Annotated in this window: 19 protein-coding genes; 9 read left to right on the top strand and 10 right to left on the bottom strand. The window is 71.0% G+C overall.

From position 1 onward, the window contains the following. The first annotated feature begins 5 nt into the window (after window positions 1-5). Together JOF40_RS00335 and JOF40_RS00330 are read left to right on the top strand one after the other, a co-directional pair. Window positions 6-341, top strand: a complete 336-nt coding sequence (locus JOF40_RS00335; RefSeq protein WP_129183055.1) for a hypothetical protein — start codon at window positions 6-8, stop codon at window positions 339-341. A gap of 91 nt (window positions 342-432) precedes the next feature. Beyond that, a complete protein-coding gene (locus JOF40_RS00330) occupies window positions 433-2,547 on the top strand; it encodes a VanW family protein (RefSeq protein ID WP_129183053.1) in 2,115 nt (704 codons plus the stop codon). A gap of 21 nt (window positions 2,548-2,568) precedes the next feature. Here JOF40_RS00330 and JOF40_RS00325 read toward each other — a convergent pair whose 3' ends face one another. Both JOF40_RS00325 and JOF40_RS00320 read right to left on the bottom strand, forming a co-directional pair. Continuing rightward, window positions 2,569-3,423 carry a dioxygenase family protein gene (locus tag JOF40_RS00325; RefSeq protein WP_129183051.1) on the bottom strand — a complete coding sequence of 285 codons (855 nt, stop codon included), beginning with the start codon at window positions 3,421-3,423 and terminating at the stop codon, window positions 2,569-2,571. A 39-nt stretch (window positions 3,424-3,462) separates the two neighbouring features. Continuing rightward, on the bottom strand, window positions 3,463-4,431 hold the full coding sequence (locus JOF40_RS00320; RefSeq protein WP_129183049.1) for a GNAT family N-acetyltransferase: 969 nt from the start codon (window positions 4,429-4,431) through the stop codon (window positions 3,463-3,465). A 98-nt stretch (window positions 4,432-4,529) separates the two neighbouring features. On the opposite strand from JOF40_RS00320, the gene fdxA reads away from it, so the two are divergent. Together fdxA and dapC are read left to right on the top strand one after the other, a co-directional pair. Then, window positions 4,530-4,853 (top strand): ferredoxin, encoded by a 324-nt coding sequence (fdxA, locus tag JOF40_RS00315; protein ID WP_129183047.1) that lies wholly within the window; start codon window positions 4,530-4,532, stop codon window positions 4,851-4,853. A gap of 6 nt (window positions 4,854-4,859) precedes the next feature. Continuing rightward, a complete protein-coding gene (gene dapC, locus JOF40_RS00310; protein ID WP_246152814.1) occupies window positions 4,860-5,972 on the top strand; it encodes a succinyldiaminopimelate transaminase in 1,113 nt (370 codons plus the stop codon). 110 nt (window positions 5,973-6,082) lie between these two features. Here the strand turns inward: dapC and JOF40_RS20105 are convergent, their stop codons facing one another. Genes JOF40_RS20105 through JOF40_RS00295 form a run of 3 tightly spaced genes read right to left on the bottom strand, consistent with a single transcriptional unit; the run spans window position 6,083 to window position 9,052 of the window. Further along, entirely contained in the window at window positions 6,083-6,907 is an 825-nt protein-coding gene (locus JOF40_RS20105) for a hypothetical protein (RefSeq protein ID WP_129183045.1), read from the bottom strand. A 27-nt stretch (window positions 6,908-6,934) separates the two neighbouring features. Next, window positions 6,935-7,882, bottom strand: a complete 948-nt coding sequence (dapD, locus tag JOF40_RS00300) for a 2,3,4,5-tetrahydropyridine-2,6-dicarboxylate N-succinyltransferase (RefSeq protein ID WP_129183043.1) — start codon at window positions 7,880-7,882, stop codon at window positions 6,935-6,937. 24 nt (window positions 7,883-7,906) lie between these two features. After that, window positions 7,907-9,052 carry an LCP family protein gene (locus JOF40_RS00295; RefSeq protein WP_129183041.1) on the bottom strand — a complete coding sequence of 382 codons (1,146 nt, stop codon included), beginning with the start codon at window positions 9,050-9,052 and terminating at the stop codon, window positions 7,907-7,909. Between the two features lie 161 nt (window positions 9,053-9,213). Here JOF40_RS00295 and JOF40_RS00290 point away from each other — a divergent pair, with 161 nt between their 5' ends. Together JOF40_RS00290 and JOF40_RS00285 are read left to right on the top strand one after the other, a co-directional pair. Then, the gene (locus JOF40_RS00290; RefSeq protein ID WP_129183039.1) at window positions 9,214-10,677 is read left to right on the top strand and encodes an LCP family protein; all 1,464 of its coding nucleotides are present in this window, start codon (window positions 9,214-9,216) and stop codon (window positions 10,675-10,677) included. Window positions 10,678-10,807: 130 nt separating this feature from the next. Beyond that, a complete protein-coding gene (locus JOF40_RS00285; protein ID WP_129183038.1) occupies window positions 10,808-12,286 on the top strand; it encodes an LCP family protein in 1,479 nt (492 codons plus the stop codon). 138 nt (window positions 12,287-12,424) lie between these two features. Here the strand turns inward: JOF40_RS00285 and JOF40_RS00280 are convergent, their stop codons facing one another. The 4 genes from JOF40_RS00280 to JOF40_RS00265 form a co-directional block, all read right to left on the bottom strand. Then, on the bottom strand, window positions 12,425-13,249 hold the full coding sequence (locus JOF40_RS00280) for an ABC transporter ATP-binding protein (RefSeq protein WP_246152816.1): 825 nt from the start codon (window positions 13,247-13,249) through the stop codon (window positions 12,425-12,427). After that, window positions 13,239-14,135: an ABC transporter permease gene (locus JOF40_RS00275; RefSeq protein WP_129183036.1), complete on the bottom strand. Its 897-nt coding sequence runs from the start codon at window positions 14,133-14,135 to the stop codon at window positions 13,239-13,241. The genes JOF40_RS00280 and JOF40_RS00275 overlap by 11 nt, the downstream gene beginning before the upstream one ends. Window positions 14,136-14,217: 82 nt before the next feature. After that, window positions 14,218-14,883, bottom strand: coding sequence for a TIGR03089 family protein (locus JOF40_RS00270; protein ID WP_129183034.1), 666 nt, complete (start codon window positions 14,881-14,883; stop codon window positions 14,218-14,220). After that, window positions 14,880-15,653: a 2-phospho-L-lactate transferase CofD family protein gene (locus JOF40_RS00265; RefSeq protein ID WP_188111755.1), complete on the bottom strand. Its 774-nt coding sequence runs from the start codon at window positions 15,651-15,653 to the stop codon at window positions 14,880-14,882. The genes JOF40_RS00270 and JOF40_RS00265 overlap by 4 nt, the downstream gene beginning before the upstream one ends. Before the next feature lie 117 nt (window positions 15,654-15,770). On the opposite strand from JOF40_RS00265, the gene JOF40_RS00260 reads away from it, so the two are divergent. From JOF40_RS00260 to JOF40_RS00250, 3 genes are all read left to right on the top strand, one after another. Continuing rightward, window positions 15,771-16,025 carry a WhiB family transcriptional regulator gene (locus JOF40_RS00260; RefSeq protein ID WP_129183030.1) on the top strand — a complete coding sequence of 85 codons (255 nt, stop codon included), beginning with the start codon at window positions 15,771-15,773 and terminating at the stop codon, window positions 16,023-16,025. 225 nt (window positions 16,026-16,250) lie between these two features. After that, the gene (locus JOF40_RS00255) at window positions 16,251-19,046 is read left to right on the top strand and encodes a glycosyltransferase family 2 protein (RefSeq protein WP_129183028.1); all 2,796 of its coding nucleotides are present in this window, start codon (window positions 16,251-16,253) and stop codon (window positions 19,044-19,046) included. Continuing rightward, window positions 19,043-20,407 (top strand): DUF5719 family protein, encoded by a 1,365-nt coding sequence (locus JOF40_RS00250; RefSeq protein ID WP_129183026.1) that lies wholly within the window; start codon window positions 19,043-19,045, stop codon window positions 20,405-20,407. The genes JOF40_RS00255 and JOF40_RS00250 overlap by 4 nt, the downstream gene beginning before the upstream one ends. 13 nt (window positions 20,408-20,420) lie before the next feature. Here the strand turns inward: JOF40_RS00250 and JOF40_RS00245 are convergent, their stop codons facing one another. After that, on the bottom strand, window positions 20,421-20,906 hold the full coding sequence (locus JOF40_RS00245) for a metallopeptidase family protein (protein ID WP_129183024.1): 486 nt from the start codon (window positions 20,904-20,906) through the stop codon (window positions 20,421-20,423). Between the last annotated feature and the right edge of the window lie 33 nt (window positions 20,907-20,939).

Genomic DNA, 20,939 nt, shown 5'->3' with positions numbered 1-20,939 from the left:
TCGACGTGCTGCGTGCTGCCCTGGTCGTCGTCGGGGCCTATGTCTGCGTCCTGGGTGCCCTCGTGCACCGACAGGTCTGGACAGCGGGGGGAGTCGCGTGGCCGTGGGGGCTGGCCGCCGCGATCGCCGTGACCGGGCTCGTCACGGTCGCCGCCAACGACGTGATCCGCATCGGTGGGGCGTGGATCGCTCTCGGGTGGGCGGCCACGCTGCTCGCGCTCCAGTGGTCGCCGAGCGGCAGCTACCTGGTCGCCTCCGACTGGATCAGCCTGACGTTCACGGCGGGGTCGCTGGGGGCCATCGTGCTGCCGGTCGTGCTGCGAACTAGGCTCGCTCCATGATCGCGACGGGGGACGGGACAGCCTCTCTTCGCCTGTGCCACCGCTGCGATGACGGCGGTTCGCCGCGGGCGGTCGTCCAGGGGAGGCACACATGACCGACGAGACACCCGGCCGCCGCGAAGACGAGATGCCTGGCGGAGACGTTCCCGCTGGCGAGTCGCGCGTCGACCCCGAGACCGGACTGGTCGTCGAGAGCGACGAGCTCGACCTCTCCGAGCCGTCCCCGTCCGACCCCGACTCCGTGACACCGCCCCAAAGTGATGCGACACCGGAGCCGGTCGACGAGGCTGCACCGGTCGACCCGGAGCCCGAGCCTACGTCGGTCGAGCCGGAGCCCATCGAGCCCGAGCCCGAGCCCGTCCCGACCGGCCTGCGCGACCACAGCGACGACATCGTCATCCCCGCGCATGCCGTCAGCGACGACTGGGACGAGCGTCCGCGCCCCGCGGCAGGCGACTCCCCGCCCCCCGCTGGCCCGCCCGACGAGCCGTCGACGTCCGGGCGTCACTGGGGGCGCTACGTCCTGCTCGCGGTGCTGGCCCTGGTCGGTGCCGCCTACGTCACGGGCTACTTCCTCACCGGCACGCGCATGCCAGCCGACGCCTCCATCGCGGGCGTCGACGTGTCGGGCCAGACCCGCGCAGAGGCTCGCGAGACCCTCGAGCGGGCGCTGAATCCCATCGCCGACCGCGAGATCGACCTGACCTACGGCAAGCAGGAGTTCACGGTCGACCCGGCCGACGCGGGCCTGAAGCTCGATGTCGAACGCTCGCTCGACCGGGCGGGCAGCGCGCGCAGCTGGGACCCGCGCGCGATGGTGGCGCTGTTCGTCGGCAAGCACCCCCATGCCCCCGTGCTCGACGTCGACGAGGCCGCACTGTCCGCGTCGGTGGCCGCGATCAGCGAGGGCATCGACCGTGAGGTCGTCGAGCCGCTGATCACCTTCCCGAACGGTGCCCCGAAGGCCCGCCAGCCCGAGGAGGGCCTGGTCGTGTCCCGCTCCGACGCCGAGGACGCCATCCGCGACGCCTACCTCGTCAGCGACGAGCCGATCGAGGTGCCGACGGCCGCCGTCGAGCCGACCGTCGACGCCGAGGGTCTCGCGACCGCCATGACCGAGATCGCCGAGCCGGCCGTCAGCGCGCCCGTCACGCTCACCGTCGGCGACAAGACCGTCGCCCTGCCCGTCACCGCCTTCGCCCCGGCCCTGAGCGTCCGCGTGCGCGACGACCGTCTGGCACCGGTGCTCGACCCCGAGAAGCTCGCGCAGCCGCTGACCGACTCCACGACGGGCATCGGCACCAAGGCGGTCGACGCGACGGTCGTCATCGAGGGCGGCAAGCCCGTCGTCGTGCCCGGCAAGGAGGGCCTCGGGCTGCAGCCGGCGGAGATGGCCGAGAGCCTCGTCCCCGCCCTGACGCAGACCGGCGAGGCCCGCGCCGTCGAGGTCGAGGCGAAGGTCGTGGAGCCCCAGTTCACGACGGCCGACGCCGAGGCGCTCAAGATCACCGAGAAGATCAGCGAGTTCGAGACCCAGTTCCCGTACGCGGAGTACCGCAACACCAACCAGAGCCGGGGCGCCGAGCTGATCGACGGCACGATCGTCAAGCCCGGCGAGACGTTCAGCTTCAACGACACCGTCGGCGAGCGCACCGTCGACAACGGCTTCGTGACGGGCACCGTGATCAACGGCGGCGTGTTCCGCGAAGAGCTCGGCGGCGGCGTCTCGCAGGTCGTCACGACGCTCTACAACGCAGGCTTCTTCGGCGGCATGGACGATGTCGAGCACCACCCGCACGCGTTCTACATCGACCGCTACCCGGTGGGTCGCGAGGCAACGGTCTACTACGGCAGCCTCGACCTGCGGTTCAAGAACCCCACCGACTACGGCGTGCTGATCCGCGCCTACGTCGACAAGAGCACCCCCGGCAAGCAGGGCGTGATGCACGTCGAGCTGTGGAGCACCAAGGTCTGGGACAAGATCGAGGCCGATGCGTCGCCGCGGCGCAACGGTCGCAGCCCGGGCACCCGCTACGACGACACCGACCGGTGCGTAGCGCAGGCACCCATCTCGGGCTTCGACATCGACATCGTCCGCAGGTTCATCAAGGACGGCAAGGTCGCCAAGACCGAGACCGACACGGCCAACTACCAGGCCGCCGACCGCGTCATCTGCGGCAAGAAGCCCAAGCCCGAGGACGACTGACGGCGGGCTCGCCGCCGGCGGTCAGACGGCGACGGTGAGCGTCAGCGCATAGCCCTCGTCGACCGACCCCGACGCCGTGGCCAGCTGCAGCGAGTAGCCGTCGCCGAAGACCGAGTCGGAGTCGAGCGAGGTGCGGCGCAGGTTCTGCGCGCTGTTGTCGTAGCCGGACGTCGCGTAGACGTCCGTGCAGGCGTCCTCGGGGATCGCGAGCTGCGAGGTGCGCAACCGGCCCGACGACGTCACGGCCGACGCCTCGTCGGGGTAGACCTCGAAGTGCATGTGCGGCCAGCGCCCGGGGTAGGCCCCCGGGAAGACGGTCGTGAACGACAGTCGTCCGTCGGCATCGGCCACCTGCACGCCGCGCAGGTAGTTCTCATCGACGATCTCGTCGTCGTACATCGAGTAGCGACCCAGCTGGTCGCAGTGCCACAGGTAGACGGCCGCTCCCGCGTACGGGGTGACGGTCTCGCCGCTCAGGTCGACGACCCTGAGGGCGACGCTGACCGGCACGCCCGCGGCGACGGTGCTGGAGCCGCCGAAGCTCGCGCTGATGTCGGGGCGGACGATGCCGCTCTCGGTCAGCACGTCGACCCCGTTGCTGCCGTCGGCCGGGAAGGGGCCGGCGGTCTCCTCGGGGATCTCGTCGACGGCCGTGGCCGCGGTGGGGGCTGTGGCCGAGCCGGCCCCGCCGGACGAGTTGGAGGTGCTGCCTCCGCCCGACGAGTCGGGTGCGTTGTTGCCGCCGCTGCAGGCCGCCAGCGCGGCGGCCAGGCCAGCCGCGCTCAGCAGGCCCAGCGCCCGGCGGCGGTTCAGCACCGTCGGCAGGTCGTGAGAGAGGCCGAGATCGTGCTCGTGCGGGGTGTGGTCGTCACTCATGGGCTCGACCCTACGGACCGGGGCTGAGGGTTCACGGTGTCATCCTTGTGAGAAGCCTGTGCCCGGCTCGCGGTACACGTAGTCGTGGTGGTCGACGAAGCCGTACGGGCGGTAGAGCGCCAACGCGGCGGTGTTGGACCGCATGGTCTGCAGGTACGCCTTGTCGGCACCCTCGCTGGCGGCCCACGCCAACGAGGTCTCGACGATGCGCCGGGCCAGCCCCTGCCGGCGCGCGGCGACGTCCACCTCGACGGCCGACAGCCCCGCCCACTCGCCCGTGACGACGACCCGGCCGATCGCCACGGTCGGTGCGCCGATCGACACGAACGCCACGCGGGCCGGGCCTTCCATGACCGCCCGGGCGGACGCCGGGTCGTCGACGCGTCCGTAGTGCGAGAGCCACTCGTCATCGGCCGTGGGCGACACCCGGGCGACCGCGTCCGACGTGTAGCTCGCCCCGAGGTCGGCGACCTGCACGACGGCACCGCCGTGATAGCCGGCCGTGGGCGTCCACCCGGCGGCTGCCAGCAGTCGGTCGTTCTCGGAGCCCACCACGACCTGCGCGAGCGCAGGTGCCGAGCGCTCTCGGTAGAAGGCCAGCACCCGATCGAGGGCCTCGGCGAACGGCAGGCCGGGGGAGCCCGTGACGGCGACCGAGTTGGCGCGGCCCGTGAAGCGTCCGGCGTGGCGCAGCTCCCAGTCGCCGAGGGCGACGGACTCGACGGCCGGCCAGCCCCGCGAGGTGATGCGTGTCAACTCGTCGGGGTCGATCGCCACGGCCCGACGGCGACGGACGGGCCGGTCGGGCACGCGCTTCCACGTCACGACGGTCGACAGCTCGACGGAGCGCGTCGAGCCGTCCCGCAGCTCGACCGTGACGACGCTGTCGTCGACCGCTCGGACGTGCCCGACGACGTCGGTCATCTGGGGTCCGCCGGTCGGGCCCGTGCCACCCGTCTCATGGCGCACGACGATGCGGGCACCCACCGCGGCAGCGTCTAGAGTCATGGGGACAAGACTTCCATGTCGTTTGAGGCGAACCTAACTAGTCCCTGCGTCCACCCGGACGGGATACTGGTCGCAGCTCGCCGAAGGAGAAGAAGCCCGTGACGTACGTGATCGCCCAGCCGTGTGTGGACATCAAGGACCGCGCGTGTGTGGACGAGTGTCCCGTCGACTGCATCTACGAGGGCAAGCGGATGCTCTACATCCACCCCGACGAGTGCGTCGACTGCGGTGCGTGTGAGCCCGTGTGCCCCGTCGAGGCCATCTTCTACGAGGACGACACGCCGCCGGAGTGGAAGGACTACTACGACGCCAACGTCAACTTCTTCGACGACCTCGGCTCGCCCGGCGGCGCTGCCAAGCTCGGTGTGATCGACAAGGATCACCCGATGATCGCCGCGCTGCCCCCGCAGAACCAGGAGTAGCCGCAGGTGGGCGGTCGCTCCGCGCCCCGCGTGTCGACGAGGTTCCCGGAGTTTCCCTGGGACACCCTCGCCGAGGCCAAGCAGCGCGCCTCCGAGCATCCCGGCGGCATCGTCGACCTGTCGATCGGCACGCCCGTCGACCCGACGCCCGCCGTCGCTCGCGAGGCTCTCGTGGCCGCGGCCGATGCGCCGGGCTACCCGACGGTCTTCGGACCGGAGTCGCTGCGTCAGGCCGCCGTCGACTGGCTCGAGCGACGCTTCGCCATCACGGGGCTCAGCCCCTCCCAGGTGCTGCCGACGGTCGGCTCCAAGGAGCTCATCGCCAACCTGCCGATGCAGCTGGGGCTCGGCCCCGACGACCTCGTGGTGCTCCCCGAGCTGGCCTATCCGACCTATGAGGTGGGCGCGCGCTACGCCGGCTGCCAGGTGCTGGCCGCCGACTCGACCGTCGCGATCGGCCCCCGTCGTCCCGCCTTGATCTACGTCAACTCCCCGGCCAACCCCCACGGGCGCATCCTGGGTGCCGACCACCTGCGCAAGGTCGTCGAGTTCGCCCGCGACCGGGGGGCGCTGCTGGTCTCCGACGAGTGCTACCTGGAGTTCGCCTGGGACGGTGAGCCGGTGTCGGTGCTGCACCCCGACATCTGCGGGGGCTCGTTCGACGGCCTGCTGGCGGTGCACTCGCTCTCGAAGCGGTCCAACCTCGCGGGCTACCGCGATGCGTTCGTGACGGGCGACGAGTCGGTCGTGTCCGAGCTGCTGGCCGTCCGCAAGCACCTGGGCTTCATGCTGCCGACGCCCGTGCAGGCCGCCATGACCGCGGCCCTCGCCGACGACGACCACGTGTCGGTGCAGCGCGAGGTCTACGCCGCTCGCCGTGCCGCGCTGCGGGCCGCGCTCGAGACGGCCGGGTTCACGGTGGAGCACTCCGAGGGTGCCCTCTACCTGTGGTCGACGCGCGGCGAGCCGTGCCGCGAGACGATCGCGTGGCTGGCGGAGCGGGGCATCCTGGCCGCACCGGGCGACTTCTACGGCGCCGCGGGTGCCCAGCACGTCCGCATCGCCTTCACCGCGACCGACGAGCGTGTCGCCGCCGCGGTCGAGCGCCTGACCGCCTGACCGTCCCTCCTCCCGCTGTCGGGCTCCGACGGACGATGAGGGTCTTGGGTAGCCTGCGCTGCCACGAACCCTCATCCTCGGTCCCCGCCACGGACCATCAGGTGTCTGCCTCAGTTCGTCGAGACCCGGACGGTCGTCGAACGGGGGACAGCACCCTTCTCCCAGCCCTGGTCGGAGTCGACGGCCGTCCACCGGTAGCCGTCGAACGTGACCTCGCTGATGCCGAGGAACGCGGCCTGGCCCACGAGGTACTGCGCGATGGCCCATCCGCGAGCCTCGATGTCGGCCGGACGTCCGCTCAGCGGGTACGACGCGTCGTCGCCGTTGCGGACCACCGTGATGTCGCCGAAGGCCTGGCGCACGTCGTCGACGACAGCGGTCGTGCTGCCGCTGCCACCGGGGTTGACCTGGCACGTGAACGCCGCCGGGCTGTAGCCGCGCAGCGACGAGGCGAGGGCGCGGGCGTAGTCCTCGTGCTGGGCGTACGCCTCCGGGAACCCCGAGCGCTGCACGAGCTGCGCTGCGTCATTGATAACCATGGTCTCGTAGCCGTCGACCTTGACCAGGGCGTCGTAGAACTCGCCGATCGCGTGGTGCGGGTCCATGATCTGCGCCGCGGTGCCCCAGCCCTGTGAGGGACGCTGCTGGAACAGCCCCACCGAGTCGCGGTCGCCGTAGTCGATGTTGTGGATCTTCGACTCCTGGAAGGCCGTCGCGATCGCGATCGTCGTGGCCCGCGGCGGCAGCCCACGCTGCTGGGCGATCGCCGCGATCAGCGCAGCCCACCGGCCCTGCTCGAGATCGAGCTGCGCGCGGGTGTCACCGACGTCGGCGACACAGAACTCCGCCCGCATCGGAGCGCGGTCGCGGACCACCGTCGCGAACAGCACCGCGGCCGACACCAGCCCCAGCACGACGAACCATCGGAACCTCACCGGGCGTGACCCTCGCCGCCAGCCCGCCTAGTTGGCGTGCAGCGCCGCGTTGAGCTCGATGCCGGTGCGGTCGCCGCGAGGACGCGCCTCGAGCACGCCGGTCTGGCTGTTGACGAGGAACAGGATGCCGTCCTGACCTGACAGCTCGGACGCCCTGACCACCGAGCCGTCGGGAGTCGTGACCTTCGCGCCGGCCGTGACGTAGGTGCCCGCGGCGACGACGCAGTCGTTGCCGAGCGAGATGCCGATGCCGGCGTTGGCCCCGATGAGGCAGTTCTCGCCGACCCGGACGACCTCCTTGCCGCCACCGGACAACGTGCCCATGATCGACGCGCCGCCGCCGACGTCCGAGCCGTCACCCACCACCACACCGGCCGAGATGCGCCCCTCGACCATCGCGTGGCCGAGCGTGCCGGCGTTGAAGTTGACGAAGCCCTCGTGCATGACCGTGGTGCCCTCGGCGAGGTGCGCGCCCAGACGGACGCGGTCGGCGTCTCCGATGCGCACGCCCGTGGGGATCACGTAGTCGGTCATCCGCGGGAACTTGTCGACGCTGGTGACCTGGACGTGCTGGCCGGCCCCGCGGGCGCGAGCGCGGGTCGCCTCGAAGTCGGCGACGGCGCACGGGCCGATCGACGTCCAGACGACGTTGGCGAGCAGCCCGAACTGGCCGTCGAGGTTGAGCCCGTGCGGACGGACCAGCCGGTGCGACAGCAGGTGCAGGCGCAGCCAGACGTCGTAGGCGTCGGCGGGGGCGGCCCCGAGATCGTCGATCTCGGTCAGCACGACGACCTTGGTGACCTGGCGGACGGCGTCGTCGCCCTCGAGCGCCGTGAGCTCGGCGGGCTCGGTCTCGTGCTCGGGAGCCGCGCCCAGCCGGGGCTCGGGGTACCAGACGTCGAGCACCGTCCCGTCGGCCGTGAGCGTCGCGAGGCCGTAGGCGTGAGCGCCCTGGTGCTGGTCTGCAGAAGTCATGAGCCCCAATCTATCGGGCGGGCTCTACGACTTCGGGAGGCCGTCCTTGGTGCACAGCGACCCGATCTCGTCGGTCTTGTCCTGGGCGATGAGGTCGAACATGCGGGGCGCGCGCTCGGGATCCCACGTCACGGCGAAGTCTCGCAGCGGCACGGTGCAGTTGAGTCCCTTGCCGCTCATCGAGCCCGAGAGCGCGAAGGCGAACTTGCCCAGCGACAGCGGTCCGACGTTCTCGCCGATCGTCAGGGATCCCGATGCGCCGGAGGCGACGTTGAGGTAGCGCAGCGGGTTGATGACGGTCCACGGCGACTTGGCCTGCCCGGCGATCGAGCCGAGCACCTCGCGCTGGCTCTGGACCCGCTGGATGTCCTGCGTCGCATAGGTGTGACGGTTGCGCGAGTACGCCAGCGCGGTGGCTCCGTCGGCGTTCTGGCAGCCCTTCTTGACGTCGAGCCCCGAGTCCTTGTCCTTGATGTCGGTCTTGGGGCAGATCTCGACGCCGCCGAGGGAGTCGACGACCTTGACGAGACCGCCGAAGCCGACCTCGACGTAGTCGTCGACGCGGATGCCGGTGTTGTTCTCGATCGTCTTGACGAGCAGCTTGGCACCGCCGTAGGCGTAGGCGGCATTGATCTTGGTGCGGCCGTAGCCGGGGATGTCGACCAGGGAGTCGCGGGGGATCGACATCAGCACGTCGGGGCCGCTGCCGGTGTGGAGCAGCATGATCGTGTCGGTGCGTCCCCGTCCGCCGCCGTCACCGCCGGTCGACAGGGCCTTCTGCTCGGCCTTGGTGAGCCCGCGCCGGCTGTCGGAGCCGACCATCAGGTAGGTCGTGCCGGGCTGGTCGGCCGGACGGTCGCCGCCTGGATCGGCGTCGACCTTGGCGATCTTGCCCCAGGCCCAGATCGGCACGGCCACCAGGAACACGATCCACGCCAGCACCAGGATGCCGGCCACGCGGCGCTTGGTGCGGCGCTTCTTCTGCTTCGGCGGACGGCCGTCACCGCCACCCACTGCAGGGCCGTTGCCACGGCCTCCGGGAGGCGGCAGATTGGGCGGCGGGAGCTGGGACGTCGGGGGTGCGGAGGCGTTGGAGCGGGGTGCCTGCCGGTTTGCGTCGTCCTCGCCGTAGAGCCACCCGTAGCTGCCCTCGGGGCGCTGATCTGACATGAGCACGACCGTACCGGACCCCTCAGCGCCAGGACCGGAGCGCGGCACCGGGCCGCGGCCGAAAATTGGACGGCGCGGCGCGGCGCGCCCTCAACCTCGTCTTGAGAGTTTGTGTGAATACTGAGACCACCTCAGCCTCTTCCCCGATCCGCGAGGACACCATGTCTGACGTTTCATCGAGTGTCATGGGTGGGTCCTACGCCCGTCCGGCCGACACCTCGGCACGCATCCAGTTCCGCCGCGCCCTGACCCTCATGGCCATGACGCTCGTCATGCCCGGCTCCGCCCAGCTCGTGGCCGGCGACAAGCGCATCGGACGCATCAGCCTGCGCATCTGGCTGGGCTTCCTGGCCGCCGGTGCGCTGCTGCTGATCGTGTCGCTGACCTCGCGCACGGGACTGTTCTCGCTGATGACCAACCCGACGGTGCTGACGCTGGGCCGTTGGGTCCTGATCGCGGGCGCGATCGCCTGGGTCGCGCTGATGGTCGACGCCTGGCGACTCGGTCGGCCGCTGGAGATGGCGCGCAAGCACCGGCTGTGGATGACGGGGCTCAACAGCGCCCTGTGCTTCGTGACGGCCGGGGCGATGTTCTTCGCCGCCCACATGGTCAGCACCTCGCAGTCATTCGTCGGCGAGGTGTTCTCGGCCAGCACGACCTCGGCACCCGAGGACGGCCGCTACAACGTCCTGCTGCTGGGCGGCGACTCCGGTCCCGACCGCAACGGCGTGCGTCCCGACTCGCTGACGGTCGCCTCGATCGACAAGGACACGGGCAAGACCGTGCTGATCGGCCTGCCCCGCAACCTCGAGGACGTGCCCTTCAAGCCCGGCACCGTGATGGACAAGGAGTTCCCGAACGGCTTCGACTGCGACGGCTGCTACCTCAACTCGGTCAACACCTGGGCCAACGACCACGCCGACCGCTACGGCACCAAGTCGCCCGGCATCAAGGCGACGATGGACGCCGTCGAGCAGATCACGGGCCTCAAGCTCAACTACTACGCGATGGTCAACATGAAGGGCTTCTCCAAGCTCATCGACGCCGTCGGCGGCGTGACGCTCAACGTCCGCGAGCGCACCGCGATCGGTGGCATCGGCTCGCCGATCCGCGGCTACATCAAGGCCGGCAAGCAGAAGCTCACGGGTGACCAGGCGCTCTGGTACTCGCGCAGCCGGGTGCAGAACAACGACTTCTCGCGCATGGGACGCCAGAAGTGCGTCATGAACGCGATGGTGCAGGAGATGAGCCCGCAGAAGGTGCTGCTCAACGTCGGCAAGATCGCGAAGTCGGGCAAGGAGCTGCTCAGCACCGACATCCCGCAGAAGGACCTCGACGTCTTCATGGACCTCGCGCTCAAGGCCAAGTCGCAGAAGGTCTCGACGGTCTCGCTCGTCCCGCCGGTCATCTACACCGGCAACCCCGACTACGTGAAGGTCCGCGACATGATCAGCGGTGCCATCGACGCCGCCGAGGGCAGGACGGCGGCGACCGAGGCCCACCTCGTCACCGCGGCGCTCGCGGTGCCTCCGACGCAGGAGGAGCAGGTCGAGCAGAAGGTCGCCGAGAAGAAGAAGGACCCGATCAAGGCCAACCAGAGCACCGACCTCGGCGCGGCCTGCTGACCGCCACGCCGTCCGGGACGCTGAGGAGTCGCTGAGATAGCGGGCTCTGGTGCACGAGTGGCACCGCCATCAGCGATACTGGACACTCCGTCCGGCGGCATCCGTCCGCTGCGCAAGATCACGAGGAACCATGACGCATCGGGCCAGTCTGCTGGGCCGCGGTTACGAGGACCGGCACCTCGACTCGCCGCGTGTCCGGTTCCGCCGTGTCCTCACGCTGTGCCTCATGACGATGGCGGTGCCCGGCTCGGCGCAGGTCGCCCTCGGCAAGCGGACCATCGGGTGGACGGCGATCGCCGGCTGGCTGACGGCCATCCTCGGCGGGGTCTTCGTGTTCTACACGTTCCGCACCGATCGCGCCCGCGTGCTGGGCTGGTTCACCGATCCTGACGTCCTGCTGGCCACGCGGGTCGCGATGGTCGTGCTGGTGCTGATCTGGCTGGCGCTGTTCATCGACGCGTGGCGGCTCGGCTCGCCCGTGCGGCTGACGTTCGCCCGGGCGGCCGTCGTGACGGTCGTCAACCTGGCCATCATCGGCAGCGTCGCGGGCTCGACGGCCTTCGCCTCGCAGCTGATCCAGGTGCAGCGCAACGTCGTGCAGGAGGTCTTCCCGGAGACCAAGACGTCCAAGCCCCTCGAGGGGCGCTACAACATCCTGCTGGTCGGTTCCGACGCCCGGGCCGACCGCACGGGCATCCGCCCCGACTCGCTGACGGTCGTCAGCATCGACGCCGACACCGGCAAGTCGGTGCTCGTGTCGCTGCCCCGCAACCTCGAGAACGTGCCGTTCCGCGACAGCTCGCCGATGCACGCGCTCTACCCGTACGGCTACAACTGCGGCGACGAGTGCCTGCTCAACGCCGTCCACACCGCCGCCCAGGACCGCAAGGACCTGTATCCCGACAGCAAGGATCCCGGCCTCGACGCCACGATCGACGCGGTCGAGGGGGCCACCGATCTCACGATCAACTACTACGTCATGGTCAACCTCAACGGCTTCAAGGGACTCGTCGACGCGGTCGGCGGCGTCGAGATGGACGTCAAGAGCCGCATCGCGATGTTCGGTCATGACGACGCCTACAAGAACGTCTACATCGAGCCGGGCCGGCAGAAGCTCGACGGCCAGAAGGCCCTCTGGTACGCCCGCAGTCGCGTGCAGTCCGACGACTATGCGCGCATGGGGCGCCAGAAGTGCCTCATGGCGGCGATGGCCAACCAGCTGAGCCCGGCCAACGTGCTGACCAACGCCACCGACATCGCGAGCTCGGGCAAGGACCTGCTGAGCACCAACATCCCGCAGACCGAGCTGGGCCGGTTCGCCGACCTGGCGCTCAAGGCGCGGGGCAAGCAGATCCGCACGGTCTCGATCGTCCCGCCGCAGTTCAACACCCAGACGCCCGACTTCGACGCGATCCACGCCGCGATCAAGGACGCCATCCGCACCTCCGAGGGCACCCGCGCACCGGCCGCGAGCCAGTCGACCGGCGCGACGCCCGGCACCCCTTCGGCCACGACGCCGACGCAGCCGGCACCCACGACCCCGACGACCCAGTCGCCGACCGAGGGCCGCTCGGCCAACAACGCCGAAGACCTCAAAACCGCCTGCTAAACCCAAAGCAATCGGGCGAGCGCAAGCACGACACGTCACCACGGGCCGAGCGAGCCCTGCGAGCGAAGGCAAGCGCCCAGGCGAAGCCTGGCAGCCGTGAGGAACGAACGGCTGGAGCGGCGACGAAGGAGCCGCGCGCTACTTGTCCTGGGCCTTGTGGTACTCGCGGATGACCTCGTCGGGGTCGCCGTCCATGAGCAGAGTGCCCTGGTCGAGCCAGATCACGCGGCTGCAGGTGTCCTTGATCGACTGCATCGAGTGGCTGACCAGGAACACCGTGCCCGCGTTGTCGCGGATCTCGCGGATGCGGGCCTCGCTCCGCTGACGGAACTTGCGGTCGCCCACGGCGAGGGCCTCGTCGACGATGAGGATCTCGTGGGTGGCCATGCTGGCGATCGCGAACTTGAGCCGCGCGGTCATGCCCGACGAGTAGGCGCGCATCGGCAGGTCGATGAACTTCTCGAGGCCGGCGAACTCCACGACCTCGTCGTAGCGCTCCTCGATCTCCTCCATCGTGAACCCCATCGCGAGGCCGCCGAGGATGACGTTGCGCTCGCCGGACAGATCCTTGAGCAGGGCCGCGCCGACGCCCAGCAGGCTGGGTCGGGAGTCGGAGTAGATGGCACCCTGGCTGGTCGGCGTCAGACCGGCGATGGCCCGCATGAGTGTCGACTTTCCGGAGCCGTTGGTGCCGATGACGCCGATGCTGTCGTTCTGGTACGCCGTGAACGAGACGCCCTTGAGGGCGTGCACGGTGCGCATCTGCTTGCCGCGACCGCGCAGCTTGAGCGTCTTGCGATCAGCAGCCGACGGGCGCTTGCCGGTCGCGAATACCTTGTACTCGACGTGCACGTCGTCGACGATCACGACGGGGGCTCGTGGCCCGGTCGGCTTGGCCGGAGGCTCGGGTCGGGGTCCGATGTCGTCGAGGTCCCGGGTGCTCTCGTGCGGCTCAGTCGACACGTCCGTACCTTTCCTCGGCGCGCCAGAAGAACCAGACCCCGAAGGCCACCACCGCGACGGTCCACAGGCACGCGTACAGCCAGTAGTCGCCGTTGGTCGTGTAGGTCGGGCCGTCCAGCAGCGATGCGCGGGCGATGCTCAGGAACTCGTGGACGGGCTGGTAGTCGGTCGCGGTCACGAGCCAGGGGTGGCCGGGTGTGCCCTGCGGGTTGGCGGCCGACGGTGGCTTGGGGCCGAACCGCTCCTCGATGCTGAAGAAGATGCCGGTCGTGTAGAAGAAGAACCGGGTGATGAACGGCAGGAAGTTGTTGAGGTCGCGCCAGTGCACGGCGAGGCGGGCCGTGATCAGCACGATGCCGCAGGTGAAGGCGAAGAAGAGCGCGAAGATCGGCACGATCAACAGCCAGTGCCACGAGATCGGGTTGCCGGTGGCAATCAGGAAGACCAGCATGATGCCGACCGTGGGCAGGAACTTGAGGAACCGCTCGGTGACTGCGGCCAGAGGCAGGACCATGCGCGGGAACGCCAGGCTCTGCACCAGGGCGGAGTTGTTGGTGATGGCTCGCCCGCCCGCGGTCCACGACTGCGCGAAGAACTCGAAGACGAAGATGCCGATGATGAGGAACTCGACGAAGTGCGGAGGACGTCCCTGGGGGCCGATCAGGACGCCGAAGACCGCTCCGTAGATCAGGGCGTTCAGCAGAGGCTTGAGGATGACCCAGAACATGCCGAGGGAGTTCTGCTGGTTCTCGGACTCGATCTTGAACCGGGCCAGGGAGTAGATGAACGCGCGCCGCTGCCACACCTCGGTGACGTAGGCACGCAGGGGCGGGCGACCGCCGACCTTGGTCAGGCCAGCGCGCGCAGCGTCGTCGGCGATTGTCATTGCGTGTCGTGTCCCTACTGTTCAGACGATCGTGGCCCCGGGGACGTGCCGCGTCAGCCTCGGACGAGTGTAGAGGATCGGTTCATGCTGGGACGCCGCCCTCTTGCTGCGCCACTGCCGCGATCTGCTCGGGTGTGGCGGACGCCACGACCACCAGCGAGCCGCCGCCGAGGCACGCGCCCGCGATCAGATCGGCGTCCCGCGACAGGGAGCCGGGGGTGACGACCAGCCGCTCGGACACAGCAGGCGTGGACGCCAGGACGTCGGCCTGGCTGCGGGGCGTGCCGTCGAGGTCGAGGGCCAGCGTGTCGGGGGACGGCGGGTCGAGCGCGACGAAGTGGTCGCCGTGCCCCGGGACCTCGGCCCCGAGGTCGACGAAGCCGGTCGGTGCCTCGACGAACCGTCCGCCGAGCGGCCGCAGCGAGGCGGCGAGCCGGTGCGGTTCGTCGGCCTCGAGCTCGGGCCCGCTGACCCCGATCGTGGCGTCGTGGTCGACGAGGGCGGCGCCGACGTTCCAGGCGGACAGGATCCAGACCATCGTCAACCAGTGGCTCGGCAGCCCGACACGGATGCGCGTGCCCGGCTCGACCTCGAGGTCGTCGACCAGGAAGTTGCTCGTCTTGGCGACCCAGTTGGCCGTAGTCGTGGTGCTGAGCTCGACGCGCTCGCCCGTCACGAGGTCGTAGTACGTGATGAGCGGCTGCGACGGGTCGGATGCCGCGCGGAGCAGCTGGTCGAGGGTCTTCACGACGCCACGACCCGTCGCACGAGTTCGGCGACCGCGGCGGCGTCGGCGGGCACGTGCTCGGCAGCGCCCGGGTCGTCGGCCCTCAGCCCGGCCACCCGGACGAGGTCCGCCGGGGCGGTGTCGTCGTGGTCGACGACCAGTACCGGGACGGTCGACGGCAGCGCGTCGAGCAGGCCCGGTGTGCGCAGGACGGGGTCGATCGCGAGGGTGCGGCTCGACGGACCCAGCACCAGCACGTCGGTGGCGCGCAGCTGGTCGACGACCGACGGCGACACGGTCCACGCCTCCGCGACCAGCACGGTCTCGGTGGGGGAGTGCGCGCCCGGAGCAGCGAGGTACTCACCGAGGTGGATCGCGTGTGGCTCCTCGCCGTCCACCACGACCCGCAGCTCGGCGCGGTCGTCGCTCATCGGCAGCACCCGGTAGGGCAGACCAGCGCGGGTCGCGGCCGCGAGCGTCGCCTCCGACAGCGAATAGCCCGTGCCGACGAGCTCGGTGCGGACGAGTCGCGCAGCAACCGCCTGGTCGCTGACGCGCTGCCACGCGGGGGAGTAGTTGATCGCGGCCAGCTGGTCGGCGACGGCGAACGTGGTCGGCACACCGGGCGCACCCAGCAGGCCGTCGAGATCGGGACAGGCCTTGAGCCACGCCGACCAGTGGTCACCCACGATGGGGGCCACGACCGTCAGCTCGTCGGAGGGGGCGAGGGCCGCCGCGAGATCGCGTGCGAACGCGGTCCCGTCGGCGCCGGAGATGAGCGTGATGCGCATCCGACCATTGTGTCGTCCCACGACCCGGTGCCGCGCGGCGGGGCGACACGCCGCACATTCCGCGAATCTTGCCATTCGGCTTGACATGTGCGAGTCGACAGGACTGTAATTCCACGTATGTCATTCGATCTGGAACTGTCGCACGAGCCCGAAGAGGAACTCATGTGGCAGGAGCGCGCGCTCTGCGCCCAGACCGACCCAGAAGCCTTCTTCCCCGAGAAGGGCGGCTCCACGCGCGAGGCCAAGCGCGTCTGCCTGACGTGCGACGTCCGCGGCGAGTGCCTCGACTACGCCCTCGCCCACGACGAGCGCTTCGGCATCTGGGGCGGGCTTTCCGAGCGCGAGCGCCGCAAGCTCAAAAAACGAGCCTGAACGACGTCGCATCCCGACCGGCGGCGTTATCGTCGGGCGGCGCACAATCCCCCACTCGCTAGCGCTCGCGGGAGGTGCCCCCACCAGTGCGCCTTTCCTCCTCTGCCTTGCCGGACGGGCGCGACGCCGCCCAGGCTTGGCTGACGTCCTTGCCCCGGGCCTGACTCACCACGTCTGCGGGTTTCGGGAGATGGCCTAGGGTTGGCCGTTGTGGACGAGGCAGGCGTGGACGAGGCGGGGGCGACGCGCCACTGGCTCGACTCCCCACCGTCCGTGGGGGCGGTCCTCGTGGCCCACAACGGCGCGCGCTGGCTGCCGAAGGTGCTCGCGTCGCTGACGCACATGTACTACGCGCCGACCGCCTGGCAGGTCGTCGACGTCGACTCCACCGACGGCACCACCGAGCTGCTCGAAGACTTCTTCGGTGCCGAGCGCGTCACCCGCGCACCGGCCGGCACCGGCTTCGGCGACGCGGTCAAGCTGGCCCTGGCAGACCTCCCGCCGACCGACTGGCTGTGGCTCCTGCACGACGACGCCTCGGTGCTGCCCGGGACGCTGTCCGGGCTCCTCGACACCGCGACGTCATCGCCCGACATCGCCCTGGTCGGACCCAAGATCCGCGAGTGGCCCTCCCTGCGACGCCTGCTCGAGGTCGGCCTCACGGTCACCTCGACCGGAGTGCGCGAGACGGGGCTCGAGACCGGCGAGCCCGATGCCGGGCAGCACGACCGACCGCGCGACGTGCTCGCCGTCAACACCGCCGGCATGCTGGTGCGGCGTGACGTGTGGGACGAGCTGGACGGTCTCGACCCGCGCCTGCCGCTGCACTTCGACGACATCGACTTCGGGTGGCGGCTGGCCCGGGCAGGGCACCGCACCCGCACCGCGCCGACGGCCGTGCTGTTCCACGCCGAGTCGAGCCGTCGCGGCACCCGCGCCCACGTGCCCGGCGACCTCCCGCACTGGGAGCAGCGGCGTGCTGCGCTCTACACGCTGCTCGCCAACACCCCGATGCCGCACTTCGTGTGGCAGTACGTCCGCCTGTTCGTCGGCTCGCTGGTCCGCGTGTTCGGCCTGCTGGTCGGCAAGGACCCGGAGGCAGCCGGCGACGAGCTGCTCGCGCTGCGGTCGACCTACCTGCACCCCGTCGCGCTGCTGCGGGCCAGACGACACCGGGCGCGCACCAGCAGGCGTCCGCACCGCGCGATCCGCGACCTCTTCCCGCCGTACTGGCTGCCCTACCAGCACGGCTACGACGTCCTCCGCGACACCGTCACGGCCCTCGTCAAGCCAGAGGCCGTGTCGTCGGTCGGGCGTCGGTCGACGACGCTCGACCGTGCACCCGACGAGACGGTCGACCTCGACGACGGACCGTCCCTGCTGCTGCGGCGGCCGTGGCTCGTCGCCGTCCTGACGCTGATCGTCCTGTCGGTCCTGGCCGGCAGGAGCCTGTTCGGAGGAGGCCTCGACGGCGGTGCGCTGCTGCCGGCACCCGGCTCGGCAGCCGGCTGGTGGGGCCTGCTCTTCGAGGGCAGTCATGCCACGGGCCTGGCCAGCACGGCCCTGCCGCCGCTGTTCGCCCTTCCGCTCGCGGTCGCCGCGACGCCGGTCTGGTTCGCACCGGGCCTCGTCGTCACGCTGCTCATGGTCTTCGCCGTCCCCTTGGCAGCGCTCACGGCCCATCGCCTCGGCCGGCAGATCAGCGAGCACCGCATCGCCCGGCTCGTGTGGGCCGTCAGCTACGCGCTGGCCGTCGCCGCGACGGGCGCCGTGGCCCAGGGGCGCATCGGCACCGTGGTCGCGCTGGTGGTCCTGCCGATCGTCGTCAACACCGCCTGGCAGCTGGCCGAGCAGCCCGGCTGGCAGCTGGCTCTCCGGCTGGGCATCTGGACGGCGCTGGCCGCGGCGTTCGCCCCGATCGTGCTCGTGCTGGGCCTGGCCGGTCTGCTCGTGCTGTGGTGGTCCGAGGGACGGTGGGTCAGCCGGCAGCTCGTGGTCGCCCTCGTGACGCCGCTGGTGCTGCTGGGCCCCTGGCTGGTCCAGCGGGCACTCCGGCCGTGGCAGATGTGGTGGGAGGCCGGGTTGCCCGTCGGCGGCGACGCGAGCGTGACCGACGTGCTCCTCGGCCGCGGCGGTGGCACGGGATCGGCACCGGGATGGCTCAGCGTCGGGCTGCTGGTGCTGGCGGTGCTGGCACTCCTGCCGCGTGAGACCCGTCCGGGCGTGCAGCTGGCCTGGCTCGTGGCGCTCATCGGCCTCGGCGTCGCGCTGCTCGGCACGCTCGTGACCTTCTCGACGGCGGCGGGAGCTGCAGGCGTCACGCCGTGGGTCGGCGTCCCGACCGGATTGTGGATCGGCGGTCTCGCGACGGCGGTGCTCCTGGCGGTGCCCGCCGTCGTCGACAGGTCCCGGACGGTGGTCGTCGCGACCACCGTCCTGGCGCTCGTCCTGCCGATCGGGACGGCCGTCTGGTGGGTCGCACGCGGCACGGGAGACCCGCTCGACGACCAGCCGCGCGCCGTCGTCCCCGCCTTCGTGGCCGATCGTCCCGGCAGCACCCTGATCGTCAGGGGCAGCATCGCCGGTGGCGTCGACGTGCGGGTCGTGGCGGGCGACGGACCGTTCCTCGGCCAGGAGGCCCTCGCCCCGTCCGACGAGGCGACCGCGCAGCTGAGCGACGCGGTGCGACGTCTGCTGGCGCAGTCGAGCGCGGACGAGCTCACGACCCTCAGCGCGGCAGGCATCGACGCGATCTACGCGCCCGACGCCGACCCCGAGCTCGTCCGGCGCGTCGACGCGACGCCGTCGCTCGAGCCGTCCGGCAGCGACGACCCCGACTCCCGGGTCTGGACCCTGACGTCCGCGCCCGACCTCGACCGGCCCTCGGCCCCGTGGTGGCACCGGCCGCTGACGGGCCTGCAGGTTCTCGCGTGGCTCGTCGCGATCGTCCTGACGGCACCCGTGCGCCGGCGCGCCGATCCGGCTCCCCTGGCCGGCGATGTCGAGGAGGTGGCCTCGTGACGGGCCGTGACGCACTGGGTGTGCTCAAGGCGGCGGCGTTCCCCCTCGTCGCGACGCTGCTGGCGGTGACGGCCCTGGTGGTGCCGAAGGCCGGTGACGACGACGCGCGCCGGGCACCGACCGCGGTCGACGTCACCCAGTCGTCCTACGCCTGCCCGGCCGGATCGGTCATCACGGTCGCCTCCGGCCAGGTCGTGCCCGGCAGCTCGGCCACGGCGACCGCTCTGCCGTCTCGCACGGCCGACGAGGCGCTGGGAGCAGCCGACGCGTGGCGCACCGGCGTGGTCGACGGCCAGGGCGTCATCGTCGACCAGCAGGGCAAGGGGTCCGGTGCCGTCGGCTACTTCGCCGGCACGGCACCGAAGTCCGGTGGCGGCGGCCTGGTCGTCGGCTCGTGCCCCGGCATCGTCGACGACGCCTGGCTGCTGGGTCTCGGATCGGGCAACAAGCACTTCTCGACCCTCATCCTGACCAATCTCGCGGCCTCTCCGGCCTCGGTCGACCTGACGCTGTGGGGCCCGGAGGGCGAGATCGACGCGGTCGACGCCGATGGCATCGTGATCGAGCCCTTCTCGGTGAGTCGCATCCGGCTCGACACGCTCGCGGCCGGGGAGTCGGAGGTCGCCGTGCACCTCGAGCGCCGACGCGGCTCGGTCTCCGCCGTCGTCAACGACACCTCCACCGCCACGTTCCGCGGCACCGAGCCGATCTCCGCGACCGCTGCGCCCAGCCGGGAGCAGGTCGTCGGCGGCCTGGTCGGCGGCACCTCGGGGCGCACCCTGCTCGTGCTCAACCCCGGCACGTCGACCGCCCGCGTCGACGTCGAGGTCATCGGGCCAGCCGGCACCTTCACGCCCGCGGGCCTCGAGCAGGTCACGGTCAAGGCCGGCACGCTGCAGGCGGTCACGGTGCCGCCGACCGCCGGATCAGGTGCCCAGGCCCTGCGGCTGACGTCCGACCAGCCGGTGTCGTCGACCGTCCGCATGGCGCCGACGACCGCCGACTACGCGTACGCCGAGGCGACCGAGCCGCTCGCCGGTCCGGCCGTGGTGCCGGTGGCCCTGGGCGACCGGACGGACGTGCCGCAGCTCGTCCTGACCGCGCCGGGCACGGCCGCGAGCGTCGAGGTGCAGGCCTTCGACGCCGCGATGAAGCCGCTGGCGACGTCCACGGTGCGGGTCGCCGCCGGCACCACGACGACCGTCACCCCGGAAGCCCCGGGTGCCGCCTACCTGGTGCTGCGCCCGACGGGGCAGGTCGTGGCGGCGGCGACGTACGCGAAGGGCGATGCGCTCAGCTCGCTGGCGCTGGCCGGCGCGCCGCTGACGGTCCTCGGCCCGCAGGTGCGACCGGCCGGCTGATCGGACGCCCCGGTCAGCGGGGCCGCGGGTCGAGGTCGTCGGGGGACAGGTGCCACACCTCGGCCAGCCGGTCGAGGATGACTGACCAGACGACCTCCTCGAGATCGCGGTCGGTCAGGCACCGGTGCGTGATCGGGATGCGGAAGATCATGATGCGGCTGCCACCGGGGATGGGGGCGACGATGCTGAGCGGCACGTCGTCGGTCCACTCGGGAGGCAGCAGGGGCGCCTCCTCGACGACGATCTCGACGTGGTCGGGCTCGACGCTGAAGTGCGGCTCGAGGGCCGACAGCACATCGCTGACCAGCAGGTCGAACGACTCGCGCGGCGGCCGGTGGGCCGGGACGCTGCGCGGCGACAACGGCCCGGGCAGCGCCATGGGCCCGCGGGGCCCGCGTCCACGCCGGTCGCGCATGCGTCCCGGGCGGGGGCCGCTGACCACGCCACGCCAGCGAGAGCTCGCGCCACCGTCGGCGCGACCGGGCGTGGGGTCGGTCATGCGGTGAGCCTAACGCGGTCGTGGGGGTGGCCC

The sequence above is a fragment of the Aeromicrobium fastidiosum genome (assembly GCF_017876595.1).
GTDB classification, from domain to species: Bacteria; Actinomycetota; Actinomycetes; order Propionibacteriales; family Nocardioidaceae; genus Aeromicrobium; species Aeromicrobium fastidiosum.
The sequence above is the reverse complement of the archived record's forward strand: the minus strand, read 5'-3'. Positions and strand labels throughout refer to the sequence as shown.

Excerpts from the sequence above, each read along its gene's own strand:
- JOF40_RS00320 (WP_129183049.1), bottom strand. The coding sequence starts at position 4,431 with ATGACTCTAGACGCTGCCGCGGTGGGTGCCCGCATCGTCGTGCGCCAT.
- JOF40_RS00245 (WP_129183024.1), bottom strand. The coding sequence starts at position 20,906 with ATGACCGACCCCACGCCCGGTCGCGCCGACGGTGGCGCGAGCTCTCGC.
- JOF40_RS00260 (WP_129183030.1), top strand. The coding sequence starts at position 15,771 with ATGTCATTCGATCTGGAACTGTCGCACGAGCCCGAAGAGGAACTCATG.
- JOF40_RS00265 (WP_188111755.1), bottom strand. The coding sequence starts at position 15,653 with ATGCGCATCACGCTCATCTCCGGCGCCGACGGGACCGCGTTCGCACGC.
- JOF40_RS00295 (WP_129183041.1), bottom strand. The coding sequence starts at position 9,052 with ATGTCAGATCAGCGCCCCGAGGGCAGCTACGGGTGGCTCTACGGCGAG.
- JOF40_RS00275 (WP_129183036.1), bottom strand. The coding sequence starts at position 14,135 with ATGACAATCGCCGACGACGCTGCGCGCGCTGGCCTGACCAAGGTCGGC.
- JOF40_RS00330 (WP_129183053.1), top strand. The coding sequence starts at position 433 with ATGACCGACGAGACACCCGGCCGCCGCGAAGACGAGATGCCTGGCGGA.
- JOF40_RS00325 (WP_129183051.1), bottom strand. The coding sequence starts at position 3,423 with ATGAGTGACGACCACACCCCGCACGAGCACGATCTCGGCCTCTCTCAC.
- dapD (WP_129183043.1), bottom strand. The coding sequence starts at position 7,882 with ATGACTTCTGCAGACCAGCACCAGGGCGCTCACGCCTACGGCCTCGCG.
- JOF40_RS00290 (WP_129183039.1), top strand. The coding sequence starts at position 9,214 with ATGTCTGACGTTTCATCGAGTGTCATGGGTGGGTCCTACGCCCGTCCG.
- JOF40_RS00285 (WP_129183038.1), top strand. The coding sequence starts at position 10,808 with ATGACGCATCGGGCCAGTCTGCTGGGCCGCGGTTACGAGGACCGGCAC.